The sequence below is a fragment of the Streptomyces sp. NBC_01775 genome, from assembly GCF_035917675.1.
Lineage (GTDB): Bacteria > Actinomycetota > Actinomycetes > Streptomycetales > Streptomycetaceae > Streptomyces.
On record NZ_CP109104.1, the window covers coordinates 1,454,177 to 1,477,377 of the forward strand.

18 protein-coding genes are annotated in these 23,201 nt (G+C 73.5%); 8 read left to right on the plus strand and 10 right to left on the minus strand.

What is annotated here, in order from left to right; all coding sequences use genetic code 11:
* Positions 1-69: 69 nt before the first annotated feature.
* The 9 genes from OHB04_RS06750 to OHB04_RS06790 form a co-directional block, all read right to left on the minus strand.
* On the minus strand, positions 70-1,743 hold the full coding sequence (locus OHB04_RS06750) for a hypothetical protein (RefSeq protein WP_326807027.1): 1,674 nt from the start codon (positions 1,741-1,743) through the stop codon (positions 70-72).
* A 2-nt stretch (positions 1,744-1,745) separates the two neighbouring features.
* Entirely contained in the window at positions 1,746-2,036 is a 291-nt protein-coding gene (locus tag OHB04_RS06755) for a non-oxidative hydroxyarylic acid decarboxylases subunit D (protein WP_326686772.1), read from the minus strand.
* Positions 2,033-3,463, minus strand: coding sequence for a non-oxidative hydroxyarylic acid decarboxylases subunit C (locus OHB04_RS06760; protein ID WP_326686773.1), 1,431 nt, complete (start codon positions 3,461-3,463; stop codon positions 2,033-2,035). The genes OHB04_RS06755 and OHB04_RS06760 overlap by 4 nt, the downstream gene beginning before the upstream one ends.
* Before the next feature lie 165 nt (positions 3,464-3,628).
* Positions 3,629-4,294 (minus strand): UbiX family flavin prenyltransferase, encoded by a 666-nt coding sequence (locus OHB04_RS06765; protein WP_326686774.1) that lies wholly within the window; start codon positions 4,292-4,294, stop codon positions 3,629-3,631.
* Positions 4,284-4,976, minus strand: coding sequence for an isochorismatase family protein (locus tag OHB04_RS06770; protein ID WP_326686775.1), 693 nt, complete (start codon positions 4,974-4,976; stop codon positions 4,284-4,286). Before OHB04_RS06770 ends, OHB04_RS06765 begins: the two co-directional genes overlap by 11 nt.
* A 29-nt stretch (positions 4,977-5,005) precedes the next feature.
* Positions 5,006-5,800, minus strand: a complete 795-nt coding sequence (locus OHB04_RS06775) for a 2,3-dihydro-2,3-dihydroxybenzoate dehydrogenase (protein WP_326686776.1) — start codon at positions 5,798-5,800, stop codon at positions 5,006-5,008.
* A 62-nt stretch (positions 5,801-5,862) separates the two neighbouring features.
* Positions 5,863-7,065: a 3-deoxy-7-phosphoheptulonate synthase gene (locus OHB04_RS06780; protein WP_326686777.1), complete on the minus strand. Its 1,203-nt coding sequence runs from the start codon at positions 7,063-7,065 to the stop codon at positions 5,863-5,865.
* Complete coding sequence (locus OHB04_RS06785) at positions 7,062-9,182, minus strand: anthranilate synthase family protein (RefSeq protein ID WP_442814785.1); 2,121 nt, start codon at positions 9,180-9,182, stop codon at positions 7,062-7,064. The genes OHB04_RS06780 and OHB04_RS06785 overlap by 4 nt, the downstream gene beginning before the upstream one ends.
* 93 nt (positions 9,183-9,275) lie before the next feature.
* Positions 9,276-12,023 carry an AAA family ATPase gene (locus OHB04_RS06790; RefSeq protein ID WP_326807029.1) on the minus strand — a complete coding sequence of 916 codons (2,748 nt, stop codon included), beginning with the start codon at positions 12,021-12,023 and terminating at the stop codon, positions 9,276-9,278.
* A gap of 585 nt (positions 12,024-12,608) precedes the next feature.
* Between OHB04_RS06790 and OHB04_RS06795 the strand changes: the two genes are divergently transcribed.
* From OHB04_RS06795 to OHB04_RS06825, 7 genes are all read left to right on the plus strand, one after another.
* Positions 12,609-14,261 carry a carboxylesterase family protein gene (locus OHB04_RS06795; protein WP_326807030.1) on the plus strand — a complete coding sequence of 551 codons (1,653 nt, stop codon included), beginning with the start codon at positions 12,609-12,611 and terminating at the stop codon, positions 14,259-14,261.
* A gap of 83 nt (positions 14,262-14,344) precedes the next feature.
* A complete protein-coding gene (locus tag OHB04_RS06800; protein WP_326686781.1) occupies positions 14,345-15,262 on the plus strand; it encodes an SDR family oxidoreductase in 918 nt (305 codons plus the stop codon).
* A gap of 73 nt (positions 15,263-15,335) precedes the next feature.
* On the plus strand, positions 15,336-16,421 hold the full coding sequence (locus OHB04_RS06805) for an aldo/keto reductase (RefSeq protein ID WP_326686782.1): 1,086 nt from the start codon (positions 15,336-15,338) through the stop codon (positions 16,419-16,421).
* Positions 16,422-16,445: 24 nt separating this feature from the next.
* On the plus strand, positions 16,446-17,366 hold the full coding sequence (locus OHB04_RS06810) for a pseudouridine-5'-phosphate glycosidase (RefSeq protein WP_326686783.1): 921 nt from the start codon (positions 16,446-16,448) through the stop codon (positions 17,364-17,366).
* 1 nt (position 17,367) lies between these two features.
* Positions 17,368-18,060, plus strand: a complete 693-nt coding sequence (locus OHB04_RS06815; RefSeq protein WP_326686784.1) for an HAD family hydrolase — start codon at positions 17,368-17,370, stop codon at positions 18,058-18,060.
* An 85-nt stretch (positions 18,061-18,145) separates the two neighbouring features.
* On the plus strand, positions 18,146-19,186 hold the full coding sequence (locus tag OHB04_RS06820) for a methyltransferase (RefSeq protein ID WP_326807031.1): 1,041 nt from the start codon (positions 18,146-18,148) through the stop codon (positions 19,184-19,186).
* Positions 19,183-20,553, plus strand: a complete 1,371-nt coding sequence (locus OHB04_RS06825; protein ID WP_326686786.1) for an aspartate kinase — start codon at positions 19,183-19,185, stop codon at positions 20,551-20,553. The genes OHB04_RS06820 and OHB04_RS06825 overlap by 4 nt, the downstream gene beginning before the upstream one ends.
* A gap of 128 nt (positions 20,554-20,681) precedes the next feature.
* Here OHB04_RS06825 and OHB04_RS06830 read toward each other — a convergent pair whose 3' ends face one another.
* Complete coding sequence (locus OHB04_RS06830) at positions 20,682-22,478, minus strand: DHA2 family efflux MFS transporter permease subunit (protein ID WP_326807032.1); 1,797 nt, start codon at positions 22,476-22,478, stop codon at positions 20,682-20,684.
* Positions 22,479-22,565: 87 nt separating this feature from the next.
* Between OHB04_RS06830 and OHB04_RS06835 the strand changes: the two genes are divergently transcribed.
* Positions 22,566-23,057: a MarR family winged helix-turn-helix transcriptional regulator gene (locus tag OHB04_RS06835; protein ID WP_326686788.1), complete on the plus strand. Its 492-nt coding sequence runs from the start codon at positions 22,566-22,568 to the stop codon at positions 23,055-23,057.
* The last annotated feature ends 144 nt before the right edge of the window (positions 23,058-23,201 follow it).

The window sequence follows — 23,201 nt, forward strand, 5'->3', positions numbered from 1 at the left end:
GGGCAGGCCGAAAAGAGGGGGGCTCCCCGTGCCGGGCGCGGGGAGCCCCCCTCGCGTGTGCGCGAGCCGCTACCGCCCCGGGCCGGGGGCGCGCATGGTGACGACCTTGCCGTGGGTGCCGTAGGGCAGCACGGTCTCCTCGTACATCGACTCGTCGAAGGTGACCAGCAGCCAGTCGCCGGACGGGCTCCCCGGGTCGGGGAAGACCTGGGGAAAGGGGGTGCCCAGCGGGTAGGGGGCGTCGATCGCGCCGCGGGGGCGCATCGACAGATCGAGGCGGGGATACGCCTTGTGCGCCCGGTCGCTCACCAGCAGCCGGGGCTGCCCGCCGAAGTGCTGCCAGCGGCAGCCTTCCGTGTTGGGCGGTCCCGGCGGCACCCGGCGCAGGGCGATGCCGTCCGCGTAGTCGCCGCCCCGCTCGGCGACGGCCAGCACCGGGCGGAAGCTCAGCTCGGGCTCGTAGGCGGTGACGTCCACGTAGGCCCAGTGCCAGCGGCCTTCGTACCGGATGAGGGCCGGGTCCCAGGCGCTGCGCGTGAACGGCGCCTCCAGCGGCCGGTCATGGAGGACATGGACGCCGCGCAGCAGGTCGGCCGAGGTGGTGGCGTGGTACATCCGCACGCCGGGCGTCGGCAGGTTGCCGCCGACCGTGAGAACGATGAAGCGGTCCCGGGCCGGGTCGTGCAGGAGCTGGCCGCCGTGGTCGCCGAACAGCAGCCCGTCGCGGGCGAAGAACAGCTTGGCGACCTGCTCCATGCGCTCGGGACCGTCCGGGTCCATCGCCCACACTCCGGTGTGCGCCTCCTGGGAGAAGCCGGCGCCGGCGCAGCCCGCCGTGAAGAAGACCTTGCCGCCGCGCACATACGGGCGCCCGCCCACGTCGCGCACCAGGTGCAGGTCGCGGAGTCCCAGCTGCCCGAAGTGGCCCGCGCGCAGCCGCCGTACGGTGGCTCCCCCGCCGCTGTGACAGGAGTAGCGCAGCCGTTTGACGAGCGCGGGCTGCCGCAGGTCGAGAAGCGGGGCGACCGCGCCCTTGTCGGTGAGCAGCGGACGCCAGGGCAGGCCGCCCCGCGCCGAGGCACCGGTGGAGACGAAGGCGGCGACGGTGTGCCCGGTCACCGTGAAGGCGAGCCGGAAGGGTGCGCTCAGCCGCTCCCGTACCGTCGCGACGGTCGTGGTGCCGCCGGGTCGCACGACCTCGACGGTCGTGGTGCCGCCGGACCCCGTGCTGTCGTGGCGCACCCGGACCGCCTCGGTGCCGTCGGCCGTCTCCAGGCCCGGGGCGACGCTGCCACCGGGCGGGAGCGCGGCGACGTCCGCGATGACGGCGGCGAACGGGGCGGCCGGGCCGGCCTCGGCGAGCAGCCGCGCGGGCGGGTGGCCCATCGGTCCGGTGTCGTGGTCGACGAAGCGCGGCGCGATCAGGTCGACGGGGCGGAGGCTGTGGATGACCGTGAAGTGCGGCCCGTACACGGCTCCGGAGCGCCCTGACCCGGAGTGCCCGGCGGCGCCCGCCGGGGTGCCGGGGGCGAGCAGCGCCGCCGCACCCGCCGAGGCCGCGAGGCCGGTCAGCGCTTGCCGGCGGCCCAGCGGGTGGCCGCCCGGCTGGTGGCCGCCCGGCTGGTGGCCGCCCATCCCGTGGCCGCCCGCATGGTGATCGCCGCGCCGGAGCTCCCATGGGCGCAAGTCCCGCAGGCGCAAGTCCCGCATCCGCAAGTCCCGCAGGCGGAAGTCCTCCGTCATTGTCAGCTCCTCTCCTCGCGCGCCCGCACCCGCGCCCGTTCCAACAGGGGGGGTATCGCGGGAAGTTCGGGTGCGGTGTCCATGGACTGCTCCGTCAGCCGGAACTCCTCGGGGAACAGCTCCGGCGTCGTCCTGGCCGCCGGTTCGGTGGTGCGCCACGCGTACCAGCAGCGGGTGCACTGCCGGACCTCCCACACCCCGCCCTCGGGCGCGACCGTGACAGTCTCCACGCGCTCCGCCAGGCACCTCGGGCAGGTCACGGCGGGCTCTCCTGCCGGACGGGGACCGGTCATCGGCGTGCCTCCTCGGCGAGGGCGCGCAGCCGCTCCAGCCAGGCGCCGGTCTCGGGCAGGTCCCGCACCGGAGTCGTGTGTCTGCCGCGCCGGTCGGGGGCGACGGGCGTGGTGGCGTCGAGCACGACCTTGCCGCTGATCCCGGTCGGGTCGGAGGACGGGTCCAGCGGCAGGATCGACATCCCGGGCAGCTGGACGAGGTCGTCCGTGGGGTTGAACTTGGTGGACAGCGCCCACATCACCTGCGGCAGATCGAAGGGATCGACGTTCTCGTCGACGACGATGACGACCTTGCAGTAGCCCAGCCCGTGCGGCGTGGTGGCCACCCGCAGCCCCACCGCGCGCGCGAACCCGCCGACGCGGGAGCGGGTGGAGACGATCGCGACGAGGCCGTGGGTGTACATCGCGTTGACGGCGACCACCTCGGGGAACTCCGCGCGCAGTTGCTGGAGCAGCGGCACGCAGGTGGCGGGCCCCATGAGGTAGTCGATCTCGGTCCAGGGCAGGCCGAGGTAGAGGTGTTCGAAGAGCGGGTCGGTCCGGTAGGAGATCCGGTCGACGCGGATGACCGGCATCCTGCGGCCCCCCGAGTAGTGCCCGGTGAACTCGCCGAAGGGGCCCTCGATTTCCCGGACGCGGGATTCCACCACGCCCTCGAGCAGCACCTCGCACCCCCACGGGACGTCGACGCCGGTGAGCGGCGCCCGGGTGATCGGCGCGGGCGCGCCGCGCAGCGCTCCGGCGAGTTCGTACTCGGACTCCTCGTACGCCATGGGGGTGGCCGCCACGATCGAGATGACGGGGTCGTTGCCCAGCGCGATGGCCACCGGCAGGTCCTCGCCGCGCTCCTCGGCGGCCCGCAGGTGCCGGGCGATGTCGTGGATGGAGCCGGGCTGGATGCCGAAGTGGCGCCTGCCCTTGCACTGGAGCCGGTAGATGCCCACGTTCTGCTTGCCGAAGTGTTCCGGGTCCTCGGGGTCCCGGGTGACCACGGCGGCCTTGTCGACGTAGAACCCGCCGTCGTGCGCGTTGAGGCGGAAGAGCGGCAGCACCCGGTAGAGGTCGACCTCCTCGCCCTCCAGCGTGTTCTGGAGGAACGGGGGGTCGGCGCGGCGCTCGGGCGCGACGGGGAAGGACTCCCAGCGGCGGCTGAACTCCGCGACCTGCTCGCTGACGGGGGTGGTGGGGGGCAGCTCCAGCGCGAGGGCGTGGTTGGCCCAGGAGCCGTGCACGTTGAGCGCGACGCGGCCGGTCGAGTAGCCCGTCACGTTCTCGAAGCACAGGGCCGGTGCGTCGGCACCCATGCGGGCCGCGGCGTTGGCCGCCGCCGCGAGGTCGGGTTCCGGGTCGGCCGGCTCCTCGATACGGAGCAACTGGCCGTGTTTGTCCAGTGCTTCGAGGTAGCCGCGCAGATCGTCGTACGGCAACGGTTCGCCGCCTTCCAGGGAGTGTGGGCGTCGTGGTGGTTCGTGGGCGTCGTCGGTGTGTCCGGTGGTGCGGCCAGGCGGGTCCGGCGCCCCAAAGGGGCGCGGGGAACTGCGCGACCAGCCACGACGGGCCCGCAGATGACCCACCGGACTTCCATCGGAGCACTAGGAGGTGGCGCGCAGTCGCGCCGCGCGCATGCCCTCCCAGCGGCGGGCGGGCGCCTGGACGCCGAACTGGTCCAGCACGCGCGAGACCAGGTGGTCCACGAGGTCGTCGATCGTGCGCGGGTGGTTGTAGAAGGCGGGCACCGGCGGCATGACGACGCCGCCCATGCGGGAGAGCGTGAGCATGTTCTCCAGGTGCACCTCGGTGACCGGGGTCTCCCGGGGTACGAGCACCAGCCGCCGGCGCTCCTTGAGGGTGACGTCGGCGGCACGGGCGATGAGGCCTTCGGTGTAGCCGGTCCTGATGGCCGCGAGCGTCTTCATGCTGCACGGCGCGATGACCATGCCGTCGGTGGGGAACGAGCCGCTGGCGACCGTCGCGCCCAGGTCGTCGGGACCGTGGCAGACGTCGGCCAGCTCGGCGACCTCGGCCACGGTCCGGTCGGTCTCCAGAGCGATGGTGGAGCGGGCCCACCGGCTGAGGATCAGCTGGGTCTCCACGCCGGGGACGGCAGCGAGCGCCTCCAGCAGCCGGATCCCGTACACCGCGCCGGTCGCGCCGGTCATGCCGACGACGATCCGCCGCGCGGGCGCGGCCGGTGCCTCCCTGCCGTTGCGCTCGGCCCGGCCGTTGGGCTCAGCCCGGCCGTTGGGCTCAGCCCGCATGCGAGGTCACCGCGCGCGCTCCGGCCGCGCCGCCGTCCGCGCGGGCACCCTTCAGTACCCGCAGCAGCTCGGCGCTGGTGGGGGTCGCGGCGCAGCGCTCCGCGGCGTACTCCAGGGCGAGCGCGTGGTATTCGGGGGTGAAGTCGGCCAGCGCGTCGGCCACCAGGAACGGCTGGATGTCGGAGGTGAAGGCGTCCACGGCGGTGATCAGACAGCCGATGTGCGCGTAGACCCCGCAGATCACCAGCTGGTCCCGCTCCATCGCGGCGAGCCGGGTGAGCAGGTCGGTGCGTGCGAAGGCGCTGTAGCGCCACTTGGTCAGCACGGTCTCGCCCTCGCGTGGCGCCACCTCGGGAAGGATCTCCTGGTGGGCGGGGTCGGCGGTCATACCCGGGCCCCACACGTCGTGCAGGAGCCCGCGGTCCTGGCGGGACATGGCGCCGGGCTGCGCCGTGTAGAGGACGGGCACCCCGGCGGCGCGGGCGGCCCCGACGAGCGCGGCGGTGTGCGCCACCAGCTCCTTGCGGGGTGAGGCGTCGGGCGCGAAGAAGTCGAGGAAGTAGCGCTGCATGTCGTGGACGAGCACCACGGCGCGCTCGGGGCAGAGCCGCCACAGGTCCGTCTCGCCCGGCGCCCGTTCGGCGTGGGGCATCGGGTAGGTCACGTTGTCGGGTATCCGCACCGCGGACGCCTCCTTGGGGTCGGTGGTCGTCAGCGGCCGAGCGCGGCGCCGCCGTCCACGTACAGGTCGTGCATGGTGATGTGGGAAGCGGCGGACGACAGCAGGAAGACGACGGCCTCGGCCACGTCCTGCGGCGCGGCGAGCTTCCCCAGCGGAATCCCGACCCGGTAGGCCGCCATGTCGCCTCGCAAGGTGGCCTCTTCGCCCTGGTCGTCGTGCCACAGCTTGCGCAGCATGGGCGTGTCGGTGGACCCGGGCGCCACGACGTTGCAGCGCACGCCGTACTCGGCGAGTTCGAGCCCGAGGGTCTTGGTGAAGGAGGTGGCCGCGGCCTTGGAGGCGCCGTAGGCGGCCATCTGCGAGCGGGGTACGGAGGCCGCGTTGGAGGCGACCGTGACGATCGCCCCGGCGCGGCGTGCGGCCATCCGCTTGCCGACGGCGCGGGAGACGTGGAAGACGCCGGCCGTGTTGACGGCGAAGGTGGTCGTCCAGTCCTCGTCGCTCAGCGCCAGGACGGGCGCGGCGCGCAGCACTCCCGCCACGTTGGCCAGCACCCCGATGGGGCCGAGTTCGTCCTCGACCCGGGTCACGGCGGCTTCCACATCCGCGCTGCGGGACACGTCGAGGGGGTAGGCGCGCGCGACGCCGCCTGCCTCGGTCACCTCCTTGACCAGTGACGAGAGCGGTTCGGCCGCGGCGTCGGCCGCCGCGACGGGCATGCCCCGGGCGGCGAGCGTGCGGGCGACGGCGGCGCCGATGCCGCCGGCCGCGCCCGTGACGAGTGCGACAGGACCCGGTCGGTCCGGGCCGGCTGTGGTGCTCATGGATTCCCCCTTTGGACGGCCCGGGACCGAAGCCCCGGGCCGAGGTGTTCGGGCCGAGACGTTCAGGCCCAGGTGTTCAGGAAGCGGCGGGTCTGTTCCGGGTTGAGCCGCGGGTCGCACAGGGTCGTGTACCGCTCGGTGAGGCGCTCTTGAGAGGTGACGGGCCCGCCCACGCACTCGGTGACCCCGCTCGCCGCGACCTCCAGGTGGACGCCGCCCGCGTGCTGCCCCTGCCGGTCCAGCACCGCGCGGAAGGCGGCGGCCTCGGCGATGAGGTCGGGCAGGTAGCGCGTCTTGAGGCCGCCCGCTGCCTTGACGGTGTTGCCGTGCATGGGGTCGCACAGCCACACCACGGGGTGACCGGCCCGGCGTACGGCGGCGACGACCGGCGGCAGCGCCTCGGAGATCCGGGCCCGCCCCATCCTGACGATCAGAGTGAGCCTGCCCGGGGTGCGCGCCGGGTCCAGGTGCTGACAGAGCATCAGCACCTCGTCGGGGGTGGCCGACGGGCCGATCTTGCAGGCGACCGGGTTGGCCACCGACGCCAGCAGGGCGACGTGGCGCGACCCGGGCTGCCGGGTGCGCTCCCCGACCCACGGCAGGTGGGTGGAGGTCAGCAGCGGCTCGCCGGTGACCGGGTCGACGCGCACGAGGCGGGTCTCGTAGTCCAGCACCAGCGCCTCGTGGCTGGCCCAGGGGCCCGCGGTCCGCTCCCCCCGGTGGCCGCGCAGCGCCTCGAAGACGGCGCCGCTGGCCTCGTAGGCGCGCAGCATGCGGCGGGGGTCGGGGCGGCGCGCCTCGGCCGTCGGCTCCTCGGAGTTGACCATGTGGCCCCGGAAGACCGGGAGGTCACGGCCGTCGACCCGCTCGGTGGGCTGGGAGCGGGGCTTGGCGAACTGTCCGGCCAGCCGCCCGATGCGCACCACCTGGCGGCCCGAGCTGCGCTGGAGGTGGTCGCCGAGCTGGTCGAGCACACTGACGCGGTGGTCGGCCTGGACGGGGCCGCACTCCTCCAGGCTCTCCGCGCAGTCGCCCGCCTGGAGGACGAGGCCCTCGCCGCGCGCGACCGAGGCGAGCGTCTCGCGCAGCCGGCGGATCTCCGCGGCGTCCGCGAGCGGCGGCGCTTTGGCGAGCCGCGCGGTGACCTCGCCCAGCTCGGGGTGGTCGCGCCAGCGGGGCTCTTGCGCGTCCTGGGCCAGGGGGGCCGGAGGCGCAAGGTCCGTACGGAGCTGAAGGGCGGCCGGGTGGCTCACGGGGCTGGTCATGCGCTCCTCCGTGCGTCGCTGGTGGTGAGGCCGGCCGCCGGACGGCCCGCGAGGGCGCTGGTGGCCAGGTCGGCCACCAGGTCGATGCCGTTGCTGGTGAGCACGGACTCGGGGTGGAACTGGGCCGAGGAGAAGCCGGGCCCGCGCAGTCCGTGGATGTCGCCGGCCTCGGGGTCGCGGGAGACCAGCACCTCGCCCGCCACCCCGGGGCAGCTCACGCGGGAGGAGGAGGCGTGTGCGGTGAAGGAGTTGTAGAAGCCGACGGGCTCCTCGCGTCCGAAGAAGTCGATCTTCTTCTGGAGCCCTTGGTTGGGTACGGCGCGCGGGACGACCTCGAAGCCGAGCCGCCGCGCGAGCAGTTGGTGGCCGAGGCATACGGCGACGAAGGCGGTGGGCCCTTCCAGCAGCCGCGCGACGGTGCCCAGGACGGTGCGGATGCGCGGGTCCTCGTCGTCCCTGGGGTCGCCGGGGCCGGGGCCGACCACGACGAGGTCCGGCCCGCTCCTGGCCGGCCGTCCCGCCGCCTGGTCGTAGGGCAGGACGGTGGTGCGCGCGCCCAGGGCGCGCAGCTGGATGGCGAGCATGCCGGTGAAGGTGTCCTCGGCGTCGACGACCAGGGTGTCCAGGCCCAGCAGCGGCTGCGAAGGCTCGGGCCGGTCCGCCTGCGGGGTGTCCTTGGGCGGGTCCTCCAGCCAGAATCCGGCCAGCGGGGCGTTGCGCCGCGCCAGTGCCTCGCGGATACGCGGGTGCCCGGCGAGCAGCGCGTGGGCGGGGCGCGGGTGGGGCGAGGGCTCTTCGGCGACGGCAGCCCCCGCCTTCCGGCCCTCCGGCGACGGCTGGTCCGTCTCCCCGGCCAGCCGCAGTCCTGTCGCATCCAGCAGCCCCGCCGCCTTGGCGCGCGTCTCGGCGGCTTCGGAGGCCGGGTCGGAGTGCCGTACGAGGGTGGCGCCGACGCTCAGCCGCAGGGTGCCGCCGGAGTCGATGTCCGCGGTGCGGATGAGGATCGAGGAGTCGAGCACGGGACGCTGCCGGTGGTCGGTCTCGATGAGGGCCGCCACTCCGCTGTAGTAGCCGCGGCTGTCCCGCTCGTGCCGGGTGATGACGCGGCAGGCGTTCTCCAGGGGGCTGCCCGTCACGGTGGGCGCGAACATCGTGGCGCGCAGGATGTCCACCGGGTCGCGGTCGCTCTCTCCCTCCAGCAGGTATTCGGTGTGCGAGAGGCGGGCCATCATCTTCAGGTAGGGGCCGCGCAGCCGGGCGCCGCGCCCGCAGACTCCGGCCATCATCTTGAGTTCCTCGTCCACGACCATGGACAGCTCGTCGGTCTCCTTGCGGTCGGCGAGGAAGGAGACCAGGCCCTCCAGTTCGGCGCCGGACGGCGGGTGCCGGTAGGTGCCGCTGATGGGGTTCATCACGGCCCGGCCCCCGTTGAGGCACACGTGCCGCTCCGGGGTGGCTCCGACGAAGGTGCGCTCACCGGTGTGGATCACGAACGTCCAGTAGGCGCCCGCCTCCTGGCGCAGCAGCCGCCCGAACATGGCGAGCGCGGTCAGGTGGGAGTAGTCGGGGAGCTTCGCGCTCAGGGTGCGGCGGATCACGAAGTTGGCGCCGGCACCGGCGGCGATCTCCTCGTCCACGACGCGGCGCACACACGCGGCGTACGCGGCGTCGTCGAGGTCGAAGGCGGCCTCGGCCTCCCGCAGCGGGAGGCGCTCCAGCAGCGGAAGGAGGCCCTGGGCCGAGGTGTCGGCCCGCTCGTCGACGAGCATGGCCAGCACGGGTTCCTTGCCGTCGTGGCAGTCGAAGCCGCGTTCGGCGATCTGACGGAAGGGCAGCAGGGCGAGCACCGCCCGGGATCGGGGGGTCCCGGCGCGGTGCCATGACAGTTCACTCAGCTCCCGCAGCTCCCGCACGGGCCCGGTGAGCAGCTCCACGGTGTCCCGCCCGTGCACGGCGGGGCGCCACAGGAGGGCGAAGGGCCCGGGGTCGGGTCCCAGGATGCGCTCGACACTCGCCTCGGACGCGGAGCGTGGTGCCCGGGGTGCGGACTTGGCGGATGGGGATGGTACTCGCACGGTCGTTCCCTCCAGCGTGAGGAGGCCCCCTGTACGTCGCATGGCCGGCATGGCTGCGGCCGGAGGACCACGGGCGGCGCGCCCTTGGGAGCGCCACCGCCTCGTCACTCTCCCGTGGCACGGGACCCTGGCACATCACGTGTTCTCGGGATCGTCCGGCGTGTGGTGCTCCACCACGGCCCTGGTCAGTTCCACCCGGTTGTTGACGGCGAACTTCGCGAAGCACTGGCGCAGATGGCTGTCCACGGTGTGCGGGGAGAGGAAGAGCCGCTTGGCGACCTCGCGATTGGTCAGCCCCTCGGCGACGAGGATGCCCACGCGCCGCTCGGCCTCCGTCAGCGACTCCCAGCCGGGCACGGTGCCCGAGGTCTGCGCCGCGTTCGGCCGCGCGGGCTGCTCCGCCAGCCGCCCGCGCACCCGGCGGGCGAGGAAGGACGCGCCCGCCTTCTCGTACAGGCACAGTGCCTGGCGCAGCCGGGTCGTCGTCTGCTGGCCGCCCTGGTCGCCGGTGCGGCGCAGCAGTACCCCGCTGTCCTCCAGCGCGGCGGCCAGTGCGAGGGGCCGGACCGTCAGCCGCCGTTCCTCGTGCGAGCGCTCCACCAGGCGCAGGTCGTCCCGCAGGACGCCCTCCGCGTGCATGGCGGCTCCCTGGAGGGAGCCGATCGACGGGTGACGGCTCGTCAGGTCACGCATGACGGCCACGACCGTCGCGGCGTGCTCCCTGGAACCGGCACAGCGCGCGACCCCCACCAGGATCGCCGCGGCCCCCGGCTCACGCGTGAGCAGCCGGGGGCGGGCCGGGAGCGTGTCGTACAGGGGACGCAGCGCCTTGAAGGCACCCGCGGTGTCTCCCTCGGCGCGCCGCAGCAGGCCGCGCCGCCACACCAGGTCCTCGGGCGCGGAACTCATGGTGTCGAACGGGCCCAGGGACGCGCAGCGCAGGTGGTAGCGGGCCGTGGAGATGTCGTCGCGCAGCAGGGCGAGGTGGCTGAGGAGCGCGAGGACGGCGGAGCCGACCGGGCTGCTCGGTTCGACGGCGGACGCCGCGGTCTCGGCGGCCTCCTCCGCCTCGGCGAGCCGCCCGGCCGAGAGCCGCAGGAGCGCGCGCTGGTAGTGCCACATGGGGCGCAGCCAGGTGTCTCCCTTGCGCACGGCCTGCTGCTCTCCGAGGCGCAGCATGATCTCGGCCTCGGCCAGTTCGTCGTGGGCCGCGAGTGCGGACGCCATCATCAGATGGGGGTAGTGGTGGGCGGTCTCGCGCCCGCCGAGCTGGGCGAGGTGCATGCCCTCGCAGGCCCGGATGACGGCCTCGTCGAGGTCGCCCGACTCCAGGGCGCAGCGGCTGAGGAGCATGTCGGCCAGGAGCCGCGAGAGCACGTCCTCGTCTTCCTCGCCCTGCCGCAGCGCGCGGCGTCCGGTGGCGACGGCGGCCTCGGTGTCGTTGTCGCACAGGTGGGCGACGGCCTCGGCGACCAGCAGCTGGGAGCGCTGGGGCGCGGGGAGTTCGGACTCCCCGAGGTGGCGGACGGCCTGTGCGGTCAGTCCGTCGTTCCGGCCGGTGTAGAGCCACACGGAGGCGACGGCGAGCAGGGTACGCACCTTGACGGCCGTGTCCGGTCCGTCGGGCCCGGCACCGCGCAGGACGCTCGCCACCAGTGCCCGTGCCTCCTCGTGATGGCCCGCGGTGGCGAGCAGGCGTACGGAGTCGGTGATGCCCTGGGGCGAATGCGCCGTGCGCTCCAGGAAGGCGAAGAGTCTTCCGGTGGTGTCCTCGCCCGGTCTGCTGCCGAGGGTGATGTGCCGGGCCACCTCGTCGGTGCCGCAGCTGCCGTCCCGCTGGAGCAGGGTGGCCGCTTCCCTGTGCAGGGCCATCCGCGTGGTCTCGGGCAGGTTGTCGTACGTCGCGTCGCGCGTCAGCGGATAGCAGAAGTCCACGCCCCCGTCGCGTTCGACCAGGACGCCCTGGCTGAGGGCCTCGTGGACGGCCGCGACGATGTCGAGGGTGGACCTGCCCACCAGCGCGCCGGCCTCGTGCAGCGTGCAGGGCCGGTCGAAGACGGCCAGCGCCGAGACGAGCCAGCGCGCGTCGTCGGACAGCTCGTGCATCTTGAGCGCCACCGCGTCCAGGACCCGGCGGGGCAGCTCGTCGCTGCGCAGGCTCGCGCGCTGCCCTCGGATGCGTACCAGGCCCTCTCGCGAGAGCGCGTCGAGCAGCAGCTTCACCAGTGCGGGCGCGCCGCCGGAGCGGTGGACCAGCTCCGCGAGCCGGGGCTCCATCGGGGCGCCGAACGCGGCGGCGGCCATCTCGTCGACCGCGGCCTCCTCCAGCGGTCCCAGCCGCAGGCGGACCGCGTGGTGGGAGGCGATCTCTTCCAGTGCCCGGCTCGTGGCGGTGACCGCGAGCGCCGGTTTGCGGGCCAGCAGCCACAGCACCGGCAGGGTCTCCGTACGCGACACAAGTGCGGCCAGCCGTCGCGCTGTCGCCTCGTCCGCGCCGTCGATGTCGTCCAGGGTCAGGACGAAGGGCCCCTCGGTCAGGGCGAGTTCCCGCACGCGCGCTTCCGCCGGGTCCACCGGCCCGGACCCGCCGGGGTCGGCGGCGAACCGTGCCGCGAGGTGTGCGGCGAAGTCGAGTCCACCCGTGTGCTGTGCCGGCGAGCCCCCCGCTGCGCCCGCGGCGATGATCCGGATGTCCTGCTGCGCCGCCTCGCTCGCGGCGGCCTCCAGCAGATGGCTCTTGCCGATGCCTCCGGGGCCTTCGATCATTACGCATCCGCCGGTGCCGCCGCGTAACTCCTCCAGCGTGCGGCGTAATAGGGCCAGCTCTTTGCTCCTGCCCGCTGTCTGGATTATCTCCGGCTTCGTCAGTACGGTTACGGACACTTTCCCATCTCCCTCGGAATGGCGACGGCGCCGGCCTCGATGCGAGTGGTACTTCTGCCGCTGTAGACGGCACCGGGCGATGAATGCGTGGTGACGCGTTCACGGCACGGCGGTACTCACGGGGGAGATTTTCGAGAGGCCACTGGTGTGGACCGCGCGTCAGGACCGGGGACTCCTGAGGCGCTGCGAGTCGGCGCAGTCGGGAATTCGAGAATCAGTCACTGAATCTTTTGGCGCTTGATCTCTTTGACGCTGTCGGCCACCAACAACACGGCAGCGGCCGTCCGCTGATCCACCCCCCGTGGACTTCCGCTCTCATTCTACGAACTCTTCAAGCACGGATCGAGTCGTGCGCGAGCGTCGCGCTCAGCGCCATGCATACAGGAATTCTTGGGCGGAAGACAGCACTCCATATCGACGCGCGCGGCCCGCTGCCGTCCGCCCCGGCAGACCACGTGAGCCCCGCATATCCCGCGTTCGCGTGAGGTGGCGCGGGGCCCTTCCGTACCAGGCTGACCGTGGCTGACGCAGCCGCAGTCCGTCGTCCGCCGGTGTGTTGCACCGGCCCTCGGAAGGAGACCACCGGTGCACCGACGCACCCTGCTCACCGGGTCGGCGGCCCTGGCCGCCGCCGGCGCCCTCATCCCGGCCGGCGCCCGGCCCGCCGCCGCTGCGGCCCCTTCGGCGCGGCCGTCGGCGGGCTCGTCGTCGGGCCCTGTGGTGCGTACCACGGCGGGTCGGATCCGGGGCGCGCGCGAGTCCGGGGTCGCCGTCTTCCGAGGGGTGCCCTATGCCCGGCCGCCCGTGGGCCGGCTGCGCTTCGCGCCGCCCGCGCCGCCGCTCCCGTGGACGGGAGTGCGCGAGGCGGCCGAGTTCTCCCGCCCCTTCCTCTCCCCCGGCGCACGCGACGGCAGCGAGGACGCGCTCTACGCCAACGTCTGGACGCCGGACACGGCGGGCCGCAGCCCCGTGCTCGTCTACGTCCACGGCGGCGCCTGGCTGTACAACACGGGCAACAACCCGACGTACGACGGCACCGCGCCGGCGCTGCGCGGCGATCTCGTCGTCGTCACGTTCAACTACCGCCTCGGCTGCTTCGGCTTCGGGCTGCACGAGGAGTTCGGGGACGGAGGGGACGGCGACGCGGGGGCCAACTGGGGGCTCCAGGACCAGGCCGCGCTGCTGGAGTGGGTGCACGACAACGCCCGCGCCTTCGGCGGCGATCCGGACAACATCACGCTGTGCGGCACCTCCGCGGGCGGCTCCAGCGTCTGGCAGCTCGCCCTGCGGGAGTCCACCCGGAAGCTGATCCGCCGCATCGTGCCGGTCAGCGCCGCGCACCTGTGGACCCCGCTGGGCGCCCTCACACCCGAGGACGCGCGCACCTCCTACGCGGGGGTGGCCGGGCAGCTGGAGACCACCGTCCCCGGGCTGCGGCGGCGGCCCGCGCTGGAGGTGATGGACGCGTGGGAGGGCCGCTTCGCGGGCGACCCGGGATCGCGTGCGGTCGCCAGCGGCCGGTACTTCCGCGGGCCCGTCGTCGACGGGAGGTGGATGACCGGCTACGACCACGCCCTGCCGACGCCCGGCCTGCCCACGATGGTGGTCAACACCCGTACCGAGGGCTCCTTCTACACGGACATGACCGCGCCCGCGCCGGAGACCGAGGCCGAACTGCGGCGCATGACACGGGAGTACCTCCTGCTCGGCGCCGAGGACGTACCCGGCCCGCTGCTGGACGGCGTGCTCGACGCCTACCGCGCCGCCGCTCGGGCCGAGGGGCTGCCCCAGGACCCGCTCTCGCTCTACACGGAGATCTACGGCGACGGGCTGTTCCGCTACCAGATCCTGCGGCTGGCCGAACGCCGCGCCCAGGAGAGCCGCGCCCCGCAATACCACATGGACTTCGCGCACCCCGTGCTGCCGCCGGGGCACGGGACGCCGCACGAGGCCACCTCCCCGTTCCTGTTCGGCACCCAGGGCATCCCCCAGAACGCGCCGTTGTACGGGGACGGGCCGCTGGAGCGCCGGGTGTCGGCCACCTTCATCGACCTGGTGGCCTCCTTCGCGCACACGGGCGTCCCCCGCAGCGCGCACGCGCCACGGTGGCCGGTCTTCTCCTCCCGCGCGCCGCGCTCCCTGGTGCTCGGCGGCGAACACGTGGCGCGGATCGCGCCCACCCCGAAGCTGCGCCAGCTGGAGTTCTGGGACCGGGCCGGCTGGGTGCCCCGGCCCTGACAACGGACCACACCCCGACAGGACCGGGCCCGGCCCACGCCCCGGCGGGAACGGGCCCATACCCCCGACAGGAAGGGAACACCATGTCCGACGCACAGCCCGAGCGCTATCTCGTGATGGGCGCCACCGGCGCCCAGGGAGGCGCGGTGCTCCGGCGCCTGGCCGCGCGGGACCGCACCGTGGTCGGCATCTCGCGCGGCACGAGGAGCGCGGACACCGGCTCCCCCGTACAGGTGCACGCCGTGGACCTGGCGGACCGCGAGGGCCTGCGCCGCGCCTTCGAGGGGGTGACGCGGGTGGCCGCGAGCCTGCCCCTGGTCTACGACGCCGAGGTGGCCTCCGGCTACGCGGCCAACCTCGTGCACGCAGCCCGGGAGGCGCGGGTGCGGCGCCTGGTGTTCAACACCAACCTGCCCGTCCCGCACGCGCCGACCGGCTATCCGGCCTTCGAGACCCGGCGGATCGCGGAGGAGGCGCTGGTGGCCAGCGGCCTGCCGGTCACGGTGCTGCGCCCGCCGCTCTACCTGGACAACCTCTTCGGCCCGGGCCACGCCCCCGCGCTCGTCAACGACGGGGTGCTGGCCTTCCCGCTGTCCGACAGCCTGCCGGTGAGCTGGATGTCGCTGGACGACATGGCCGCCGCCACGGTCGCGGCGCTCGACGGCGCCGACGAACTGGTGGGCACCGCCTTGCGCGTCGGCGGCGCCGAGGCGGTCACGGGGCCCCGGCTGGCGACCCTCTTCGAGGACGTGCTGGGGCGCGACGTGACCTTCCATTCCATGGATCCGGGCGACTTCGAGACGGCCGTCTCCGCCGTCCTCGGCCCGGAGCTGGGCGCCGGGATCGCGGGCGGCTACCACTGGGCCCGCGCCGCCGCCGACGACAGCTCCTTCACCGCCGATCCGGAAGCCGTGGAGAAGCACCTGGGCATCCGGCTGACCCCGCTGCGGCAGTGGATCGCGGCGCAGCCCTGGAACCAGTGGGCGCACTCCGGCTCCTGACCGCCGGACGGCCCGGCGAGCGGCACGCCCGCCATCGACAGCTACCGCGTACGCGCGACGAGGAGGATTCGCAGTGGAACTACGGACGTTGGGCCGCACCGGTATGCAGGTGAGCCCGCTGTGTCTGGGCACGATGATGTTCGGCGTCTGGGGCAACCCGGACGAGAAGGAGTCGATCGGCGTCATCGAGGCGGCGCTGGACGCGGGAATCAACTTCGTGGACACGGCCGACGTCTACTCCTGGGGCGGCTCGGAGGAGATCGTCGGCAAGGCCCTGGCGGACCGGAGGGACGAGGTCGTCCTCGCCACCAAGTTCCACTTCCCGATGGGTGACGGACCGCACGCGTCCGGCAACTCACGGCGGTGGATCACCCGGGCCGTCGAGGACAGCCTGCGCCGCCTGGGCACCGACCGGATCGACCTCTATCAGGTGCACCGCCCCGACCCCGAAACGGACATCGAGGAGACGCTCTCCGCGCTGGACGACCTGGTCACGGCGGGCAAGGTGTGCGCCGTGGGCACCACGACCTTCCCGGCCGAGGAGATCGTGGAGGCCCAGTGGGCCGCCGAGCGGCGCGGCCTGGTCCGCTTCCGCACCGAGCAGGCGCCCTACTCGCTGCTGAACAGGGCGGCGGAGGCCGCCACGTTCCCCACCTGCCTGCGGCACGGCCTCGGGGTCACCACCTGGAGCCCGCTGAGCGAGGGCTGGCTGACCGGCAAGTACCAGGGCGAGATCGACCTGACCCAGGGCCGGCAGGCGGCGCACCGCGCCAACTTCGACCTCGGTCTGACCGGCAACCAGCTCAAGCAGCGCACCGTCGCCGAGCTGGCGAAGCTCGCCTCGGACGCCGGGTTGACGCTGATGGAGATGGCGCTCGGCTTCGTCCGCAACCACCCGGCGGTGACCTCCGTGCTGATCGGCCCGCGCACCCCGGAGCAGTTGCGGGGCCTGCTGGCGGCGGCCGACACGGTGCTGGACGCCGATCTGCTCGACCGTATCGACGCCTGCGTGCCGCCCGGCACGGTGCTCAACACCGCCGACTCGCACTACACCCCCGAGGCGCTGGCCGACCCGGCGCTGCGGCGCCGCACCGGCACCGGCAGCCCCGTGGCCCCCTCGTGGGAGCGCCGCGGACCCTCGGCCCCGCCGCACTCGTAAACCCTTGGAGAGGAAGCAGCACAGATGGACGCACTGACACACATCAGCGAGGAGATCCGTACCGCTGTCGCGGAGCGCCGCCCCGTGGTGGCGCTGGAGTCCTCCCTCATCGCGCACGGGCCCGGCTATCCGGCCAACGTCGAGATCGCCGTGGCGCTGGAGAAGGCCGTACGCGACACCGGAGCCGTGCCCGCGAGCATAGGCATCGCCGACGGCAGGTTCGTGGTCGGCATGGACGAGCAGCTGATCGAGAGGTTCGGCCGGTCCAAGGGCATCCCGAAGGTCAGCGCCCGGGACATCGGCCGGGTCATGGCCGGGGGCGGCCTGGGCGCCACCACCGTCGCCTCGACCATCGTGGGCGCCGAGCGCGCGGGCATCCCGGTGTTCTCCACAGCCGGCATCGGCGGGGTGCACCGGCGGGCCCAGGAGACCTTCGACATCTCCGCCGACCTCCAGCAGTTCACCCGCAGCCGGATGACGGTGGTGTGCGCAGGGTCCAAGAGCATCCTCGACCTCAAGCTGACGGCCGAGGTACTGGAGACCGCGGGGATTCCGCTCCTCGGATACCGCACCGACACCCTCCCGGCCTTCTACGTCCGCGAGTCGGACGTGCCGGTGCCCAGGGTGGACGACCTGTCCGAGGCCGCCCGTTCCGTGCTGCTGCACTGGGAGGTCAACAAGGGCGGCTCGGTACTGCTCACCGCGCCGATCAGCGAGGAGGACGCGCTGGACGGCGAGGAGATCGAGCGCGTCATCCAGGGCGCGCTGGAGGAGGCCGACCGCGCGGGTGTGGTCGGCAACGCGATCAGCCCGTTCCTCATGCGCGCCGTCGGTGAGGCGACAGCGGGCCGCTCGGGCGCGGCCACGCGTTCGGTGCTCATCAGCAACGCCAGGCTCGCCGGTGAGTTCGCCGTCGCGCTGTCCGCCGTACAGAAGGAGAGTTGAGATGTCCGCTCCCACCGGCCCCGTTCGGCGGGGCGTGATCTTCGACCTGGACGGCACTCTCGCCGACACGGCTCCCGCGATCACGGCCGTCACCGCGAAGATCCTCAGCGGGATGGGGCGCTCCCCCGTCGAGGCGGAGATCCGCGCGACGGTGGGCAAGCCGCTGGACCAGAACTTCGCCCAGCTGCTGGGGCTGGCCCCCGACCACGCCGATGTCGGACACGCCATGGGCGAGTACCGCCGGCTGTTCGGTGAGCATGTGCGCGCCGAGGGCCGCAGGCTCCTCTTCCCCGGTGTCGCCTCCGGGCTGCTGCATCTGCGCGAGGCCGGCCGGAAGCTGGGCATCGCCACCTCGAAGGTGCACGCGGCGGCCGTCAAGACCGTCGAACTCACCAGCATCCACGAGCTGTTCGACGCCATCGCCGGGCACGACAGCGTCCCGCGCGGCAAGCCCCACCCGGACATGGCGCTGCGGGTCGCGGACGAGTTCGGTCTCGCGCCCGAGGAGTGCGTCGTGGTGGGTGACGCCGTGGGCGACATCGAGATGGGCGTCTCGGCCGGTATGGCCACCATCGGCGTCGGCTACGGGGTCGCGGAGGCGGCGGAGCTGACGGCGGCGGGCGCCGACACCGTCGTCGACTCCTTCGACGCCGTGGTGACCTGCGTGCTGGCCGGCATTCCTGTCGGCGCGTGATCGGCGGACCGGGCGCCGGGGGCGAGACGGCCTCCGGCGCCCGTCCGTGCCCGGCCCGCCCCACGCACTTCGCGAAGGAGGAACGATGACGAACGACGACGCCGCCACCCGGGCACTGCTCGTCCGGATGACGTATGGCTACATGACCTCGCAGATGATCCGCACGGCGGTGGAACTGCGGGTGCCCGAACTGCTCAGGGACGGCCCGCGCGGCAGCGACGAGCTGGCAGCGCTCACCGGGGCCCACCCCCCGTCCCTCTACCGCCTGCTGCGCTCGCTGGCGGCCTTCGGCATCCTGACGGAGCCGGAGCCGCGCACGTTCGCGACGGCTCCGGCCGGGGCGCTGCTGGACTCCTCGTCGCCCGGCCACCTCACCGACATCGTCCGGCTGTTCTGCGGCGAGGAGTTCTGGCAGTCCTGGGGGCGGCTGACCCACAGCATCACCACGGGCGAGGCCGCCTTCGACACCCTCCACGGCACCGACTTCTACTCCTACGTGGCACGCAACCCGCACTTCGCGCAGGTCTTCCGGGACGCGATGGGCACGAACGCCGCCTTCGAGGCGCCGTACATCGTGGCCGGATACGACTTCTCGCCGTACGGCACCCTCGTGGACGTCGGAGGGGGCGACGGCACGCTGCTGGCCGCGATCCTGCGCGAGACCCCCGGACAGCGCGGAGTCGTCCTGGAGACGCCCGCCATGGCCGGGCAGGCGCGCGAGCAGCTGGCGGGTGCCGGGCTGGCGGGCCGGACCGAGGTCGTGGAGGGCGACTTCTTCGACAAGGTCCCCGAGGGCGGCGACGGCTATCTCCTCAAGAGCGTGCTGCACAACTGGGACGACGAGCGGGCCGTCGCGCTGCTGCGCACCTGCCGGGAGGCGGTGGGCGAGGCGGACAGGCTGCTGGTGCTGGAGCCCGTCCTGCCTGTCACCGCACGGGAGTCGGTGTGTGTCGAGACCGCGTTCAGCGACGTCAACATGCTGGTGCTGACGGCCGGCGGGTTCGAGCGGACCGAGGAGGAGATGCGGCGGGTCTTCGAGGCGGCCGGCTTCGAACTGGCCGGGATCTCCGCGCAGATCGAGGCGAGCGACTTCCGCGTCGTCGAGGGACGGCCGGTACCGCGATGATCTCCGAGAGGAACGGACCGGCGCCGGGCCAGCGCACCTTGGCGGGGCCCGGCGCGTCCGGCGCTCCGGGCACTTCGGGTGCTTCCGGCGCTTCCGGCGCGCCGCGGGGGCGGCGCCGGAATCTCGTCGTCCACAAGTACGGGGGCAGTTCGCTGGCCACCCCCGAGCAGATGCGGCACGCCGCCGCGCGGATCAGCGCGGCGCGGGTGCGCGGCAGCCGCGTCGTGGTGGTCGTCTCGGCCCAGGGCGACGCCACGGACGAACTGCTCGCGCGCGCCCGCGGCTTCGCGCCGCACGGCGACCTCCGGGAGGCCGATCAGCTGCTGGCCACCGGTGAGGTCGCCTCGGCCGCGCTGATGGCGATGGCGCTGCACGAGCGCGGGACCCGTGCGCTGTCGCTGACCGGCGGCCAGGCGGGGGTCCGCGCGCTGGGGCGGCACGGCGCCGGCCTCGTCGACCGGGTGGCGCCGGGGCGCATCCTGGGGCTGCTGGAGGCCGGTGTCGTCCCGGTGATCGCCGGGTTCCAGGGCGTCAACTCCAGCGGCGACACGGTGACGCTGGGCCGGGGCGGCTCGGACACCACCGCCGTCGCACTGGCGGCGGGGCTGGGCGCCGAACGCTGTGAGATCTACACCGACGTCGACGGCGTCTACAGCGCCGACCCCCGGGTGGTCGCGGCCCCCCGGCTGCTGCCGAGCGTGCCCGTCGACGTGATGGCCGAGATGGCCTTCACCGGTGCGCGGGTGCTGCACTCGCGCGCTGTGGAACTGGCCGCCACGCACGAGGTGGAGACCCTCGTGCTGAGCTCCTCCACGGAAGGACCGGGAACAGTGATCACGGGGACCTACGAGACGGCGCTGGAGACCGCACCGGCCATCACCGCCGTGACCCACGACGCGGATGTGGCCCGCGTGCTGGTGCACTGTGCCGGCACGGCCCGGGACATGGCAGCGGAGTTCCTCACCGTGCTGGCCGAGTACGCGCTGCCGGTGGACCTGGTGGCCCGCTCCGGGCCGCACGAGGAGGAGTTCCGGATGGGCTTCGCCACCCGGCGCAGCGAACTGCGCGAGGCCAGGCCCGCGCTGGAGCGGCTGGCCGGGACGCTGGGCGGGCGGATCCGGGTCGACAGCGAGGTGGGCAAGGTGACGGTCCTGGGCACCGGGCTGCTCAACCGGCCCGAGTGCACGGCGCGCATGCTCCGGGCCCTGTCCGAGGCGGGCATCCCCACGATGTGGATCCTCACCTCCCAGATCCGGGCCTCCGCTCTCGTGCCCTCCGACCGGCTGACCGAGGCGGTACGCGTACTGCACACGGCCTTCGGCCTCGACGCCCGCGAGGGGCGTACGGCCCGCGAAGTGCCCCTCTAGGCGTGCTTCCGACCGCGGGTCCCTCGTGGCTGATCGCGCAGTTCCCGCGCCCCTTGGGGCGCACCCGCAGCGCAGCACGGACAAGGAGGCGGGCCCGCGGTGTTCGCGGGCCCGCCTTCTCGTGCGGGTCAGCTGCCGGGCCGGACGGGCTCCCCGGAAGCGGGGGCCGCGCCTTCGGCGGCTTCCTCCGGCGTGGGGCCTTCGCCCTGGGCCTGCTCGTCGTCCTGCGGCGCGTCGCCGCCGCGCGGCAGCAGGGCCGTGAGCGCGGTGACGAGCACCAGCAGGCCGACGCTCCACCACAGGGTGCGCTGCATCGCGTCGGTGTAGGTGTGGGCGCGGGCGTCCTTGGAGGCGTCCGCGAGGGCCCTGCCGACCGCCGGCCGTGCTTCGGCGGGCGCGGACGCCAGTGCTCCGGCGCAGCCTCGCTGGGCCGCCGCGCCCTCCTGGTCGTCCATCTGCTGCTTGTGGCAGGCGCGGAAGTCGGCGAGGACGCGGTCTTGCGCCGCGCCGTCGACGGAGGCCGCGCGCAGGTCACCGCGCAGCGCCGATTCCACCGAGGCCGATCCGGACCCGGCCTGGCCGCCGACGGCGCCGAAGAACAGGACGCCGATGAGGGCGACTCCGACGACGCCGCCCGCCTGCATCACGGCGTTGAAGACGCCGGAGGCGGCGCCCGAGTCGGAGGCGGGGACGTCCAGCAGGCTGACGTTGGTCGCCTGCGCCATCACCAGGCCCATGCCCAGGCCGCCGACCAGCAGGGAGGGAACCAGATACCAGCCGCTCATGCCGGTGCCGGCCAGCTGGATGGTGCCGATCAGCAGGAGCAGCCCGGCGACCATGCCCAGGGCGCCGAGGGTGACGACGATCCGCTTCGGTGCCGCGCCCGCGTTGCTGATGAAGATCGCCGCGAGGGTGACCCCGATGGGCCACGGCAGGCTGGCGGCGCCCGCCGCGAGCGGTGAATACCCCAGCCCCTGCTGGAGGTAGAGGGTCAGGATGAGGAAGAAGCCGATGATGGCGGTGAGGAAGGTGAGCATCACCACGAGTCCGGCGTTGAAGCCGCGCAGCCGGAACAGCGTGGGCGGCACCAGCGGTGAGCCGTCGGCCGCGTGCTTGCGCCGCTGCCACAGGGCGAAGGCCGCGATCACCGGGAGCGCCGCGACCATCAGGCCCCAGCCCCAGCCGGGCCAGCCCAGCTCCCGTCCCTGGAGCAGGGGGTAGAGGATGGCCAGCAGTGCGCCGGTGATCAGGACGACGCCGAGCGGGTCCAGCTTCAGCGGCTTCTCGCTCTTGCTCTCGGGCAGGAGGCGCACGGCCATGACGAAGGCGCAGATGCCCACCGGCAGGTTGACCAGGAAGATGGGGCGCCAGTCGAGCCCGAACAGGTCGGCCTTCAGGAGCAGTCCGCCCAGGATGGGGCCGCTGACGTTGGCGGTTCCGGCGATCATTCCGTAGAGGACGAAGGCGCTGCCGCGCTTGGCGGGCGGGATGGTGGCGGCGATGATCGAGAGCACCTGCGGCACCATCATGGCCGCCATGGCGCCCTGGACGACGCGTCCGGCGATCAGCATCCCGGGGGAGGCCGAGAAGCCGCATAAGGCGGAGGCCAGGGTGAAGCCCGCCATTCCCAGGAGGAAGAGGCGCCGGCGGCCGAAGATGTCACCGAGCCGGCCGCCGGTGATGAGCATCAGGGCGAAGGGCAGGGTGTATCCGATGAGGGACCACTGGATGGCGGCGTTCGAGGCGCCCAGGTCGCTCTGGATGGCGGGGATGGCGACGTTGACGATGTTGGCGTCCAGGACGTCCACGAAGACCGCGATCAGGACGACGGCCAGGACGCCCGTGGCCCGCCCCCCGGCGTCCTGGCCGCCGTCCCTCTCCTGGGTCCCGGGCGGCGGGGGCGCCGGTGTTGATTCACTGCTCATGCTGAGAGGTCCCTTCGAGGACAGTCGCTGCGGATTGATGTAATTTAGCTTCTAAGATATTTACTTCGTGAGGGATGTGCAACAGCATTGGGCGACACACGGCACCACACAGGAGCCCCCCGCCGCCGGGAGCTGACGCGGTCGATCTACCGGGAGGCACGTACGGCCGCCACCCGCCAGGCGCTGGTCGACCAGGCCGTCGCGGCCCGGCTCGGCATCGGCAGCACCGACCTGCTCTGCCTGGGGGTGCTCGACCACGCGGGCCCGCTCACCGCCGGCCGGCTGGCCGAGCTGACCGGGCTGACCACGGGCGCGGTCACCGGCGTCGTCGACCGCCTGGAGCAGGCGGGGTTCGCCCGCCGCGCCAAGGACCCGGACGACCGCCGCAAGGTGATCATCCATCCGGAGGACGCCCAGCGGGAGCGCACCGGAGAGCTGTACACCCCGGTCCTGGACGCCCTCGACACCTGGTGCGCGGCGCACACCGAGGAGGAGCTGGAGACCGTCCTGGATTACCTGCGCTCCTTCAGCGGCTCCCTCCCCGGGCTCGCCGACGACCTGCGGCGACGTAAGGCCTGAGCCTCCCCCGCCCGCCTCCCGCCGGGCCCCCGGCCAGGTCCCGCGCCCGCCTGCCGCCGGGCCCGCGCGGGGGCGCCGCGCGGGCCCGGCGGGGACTATCGCGCGATCGCGTGATGTGTGCCGTCCCGCTCCTCGGCAGAGTTC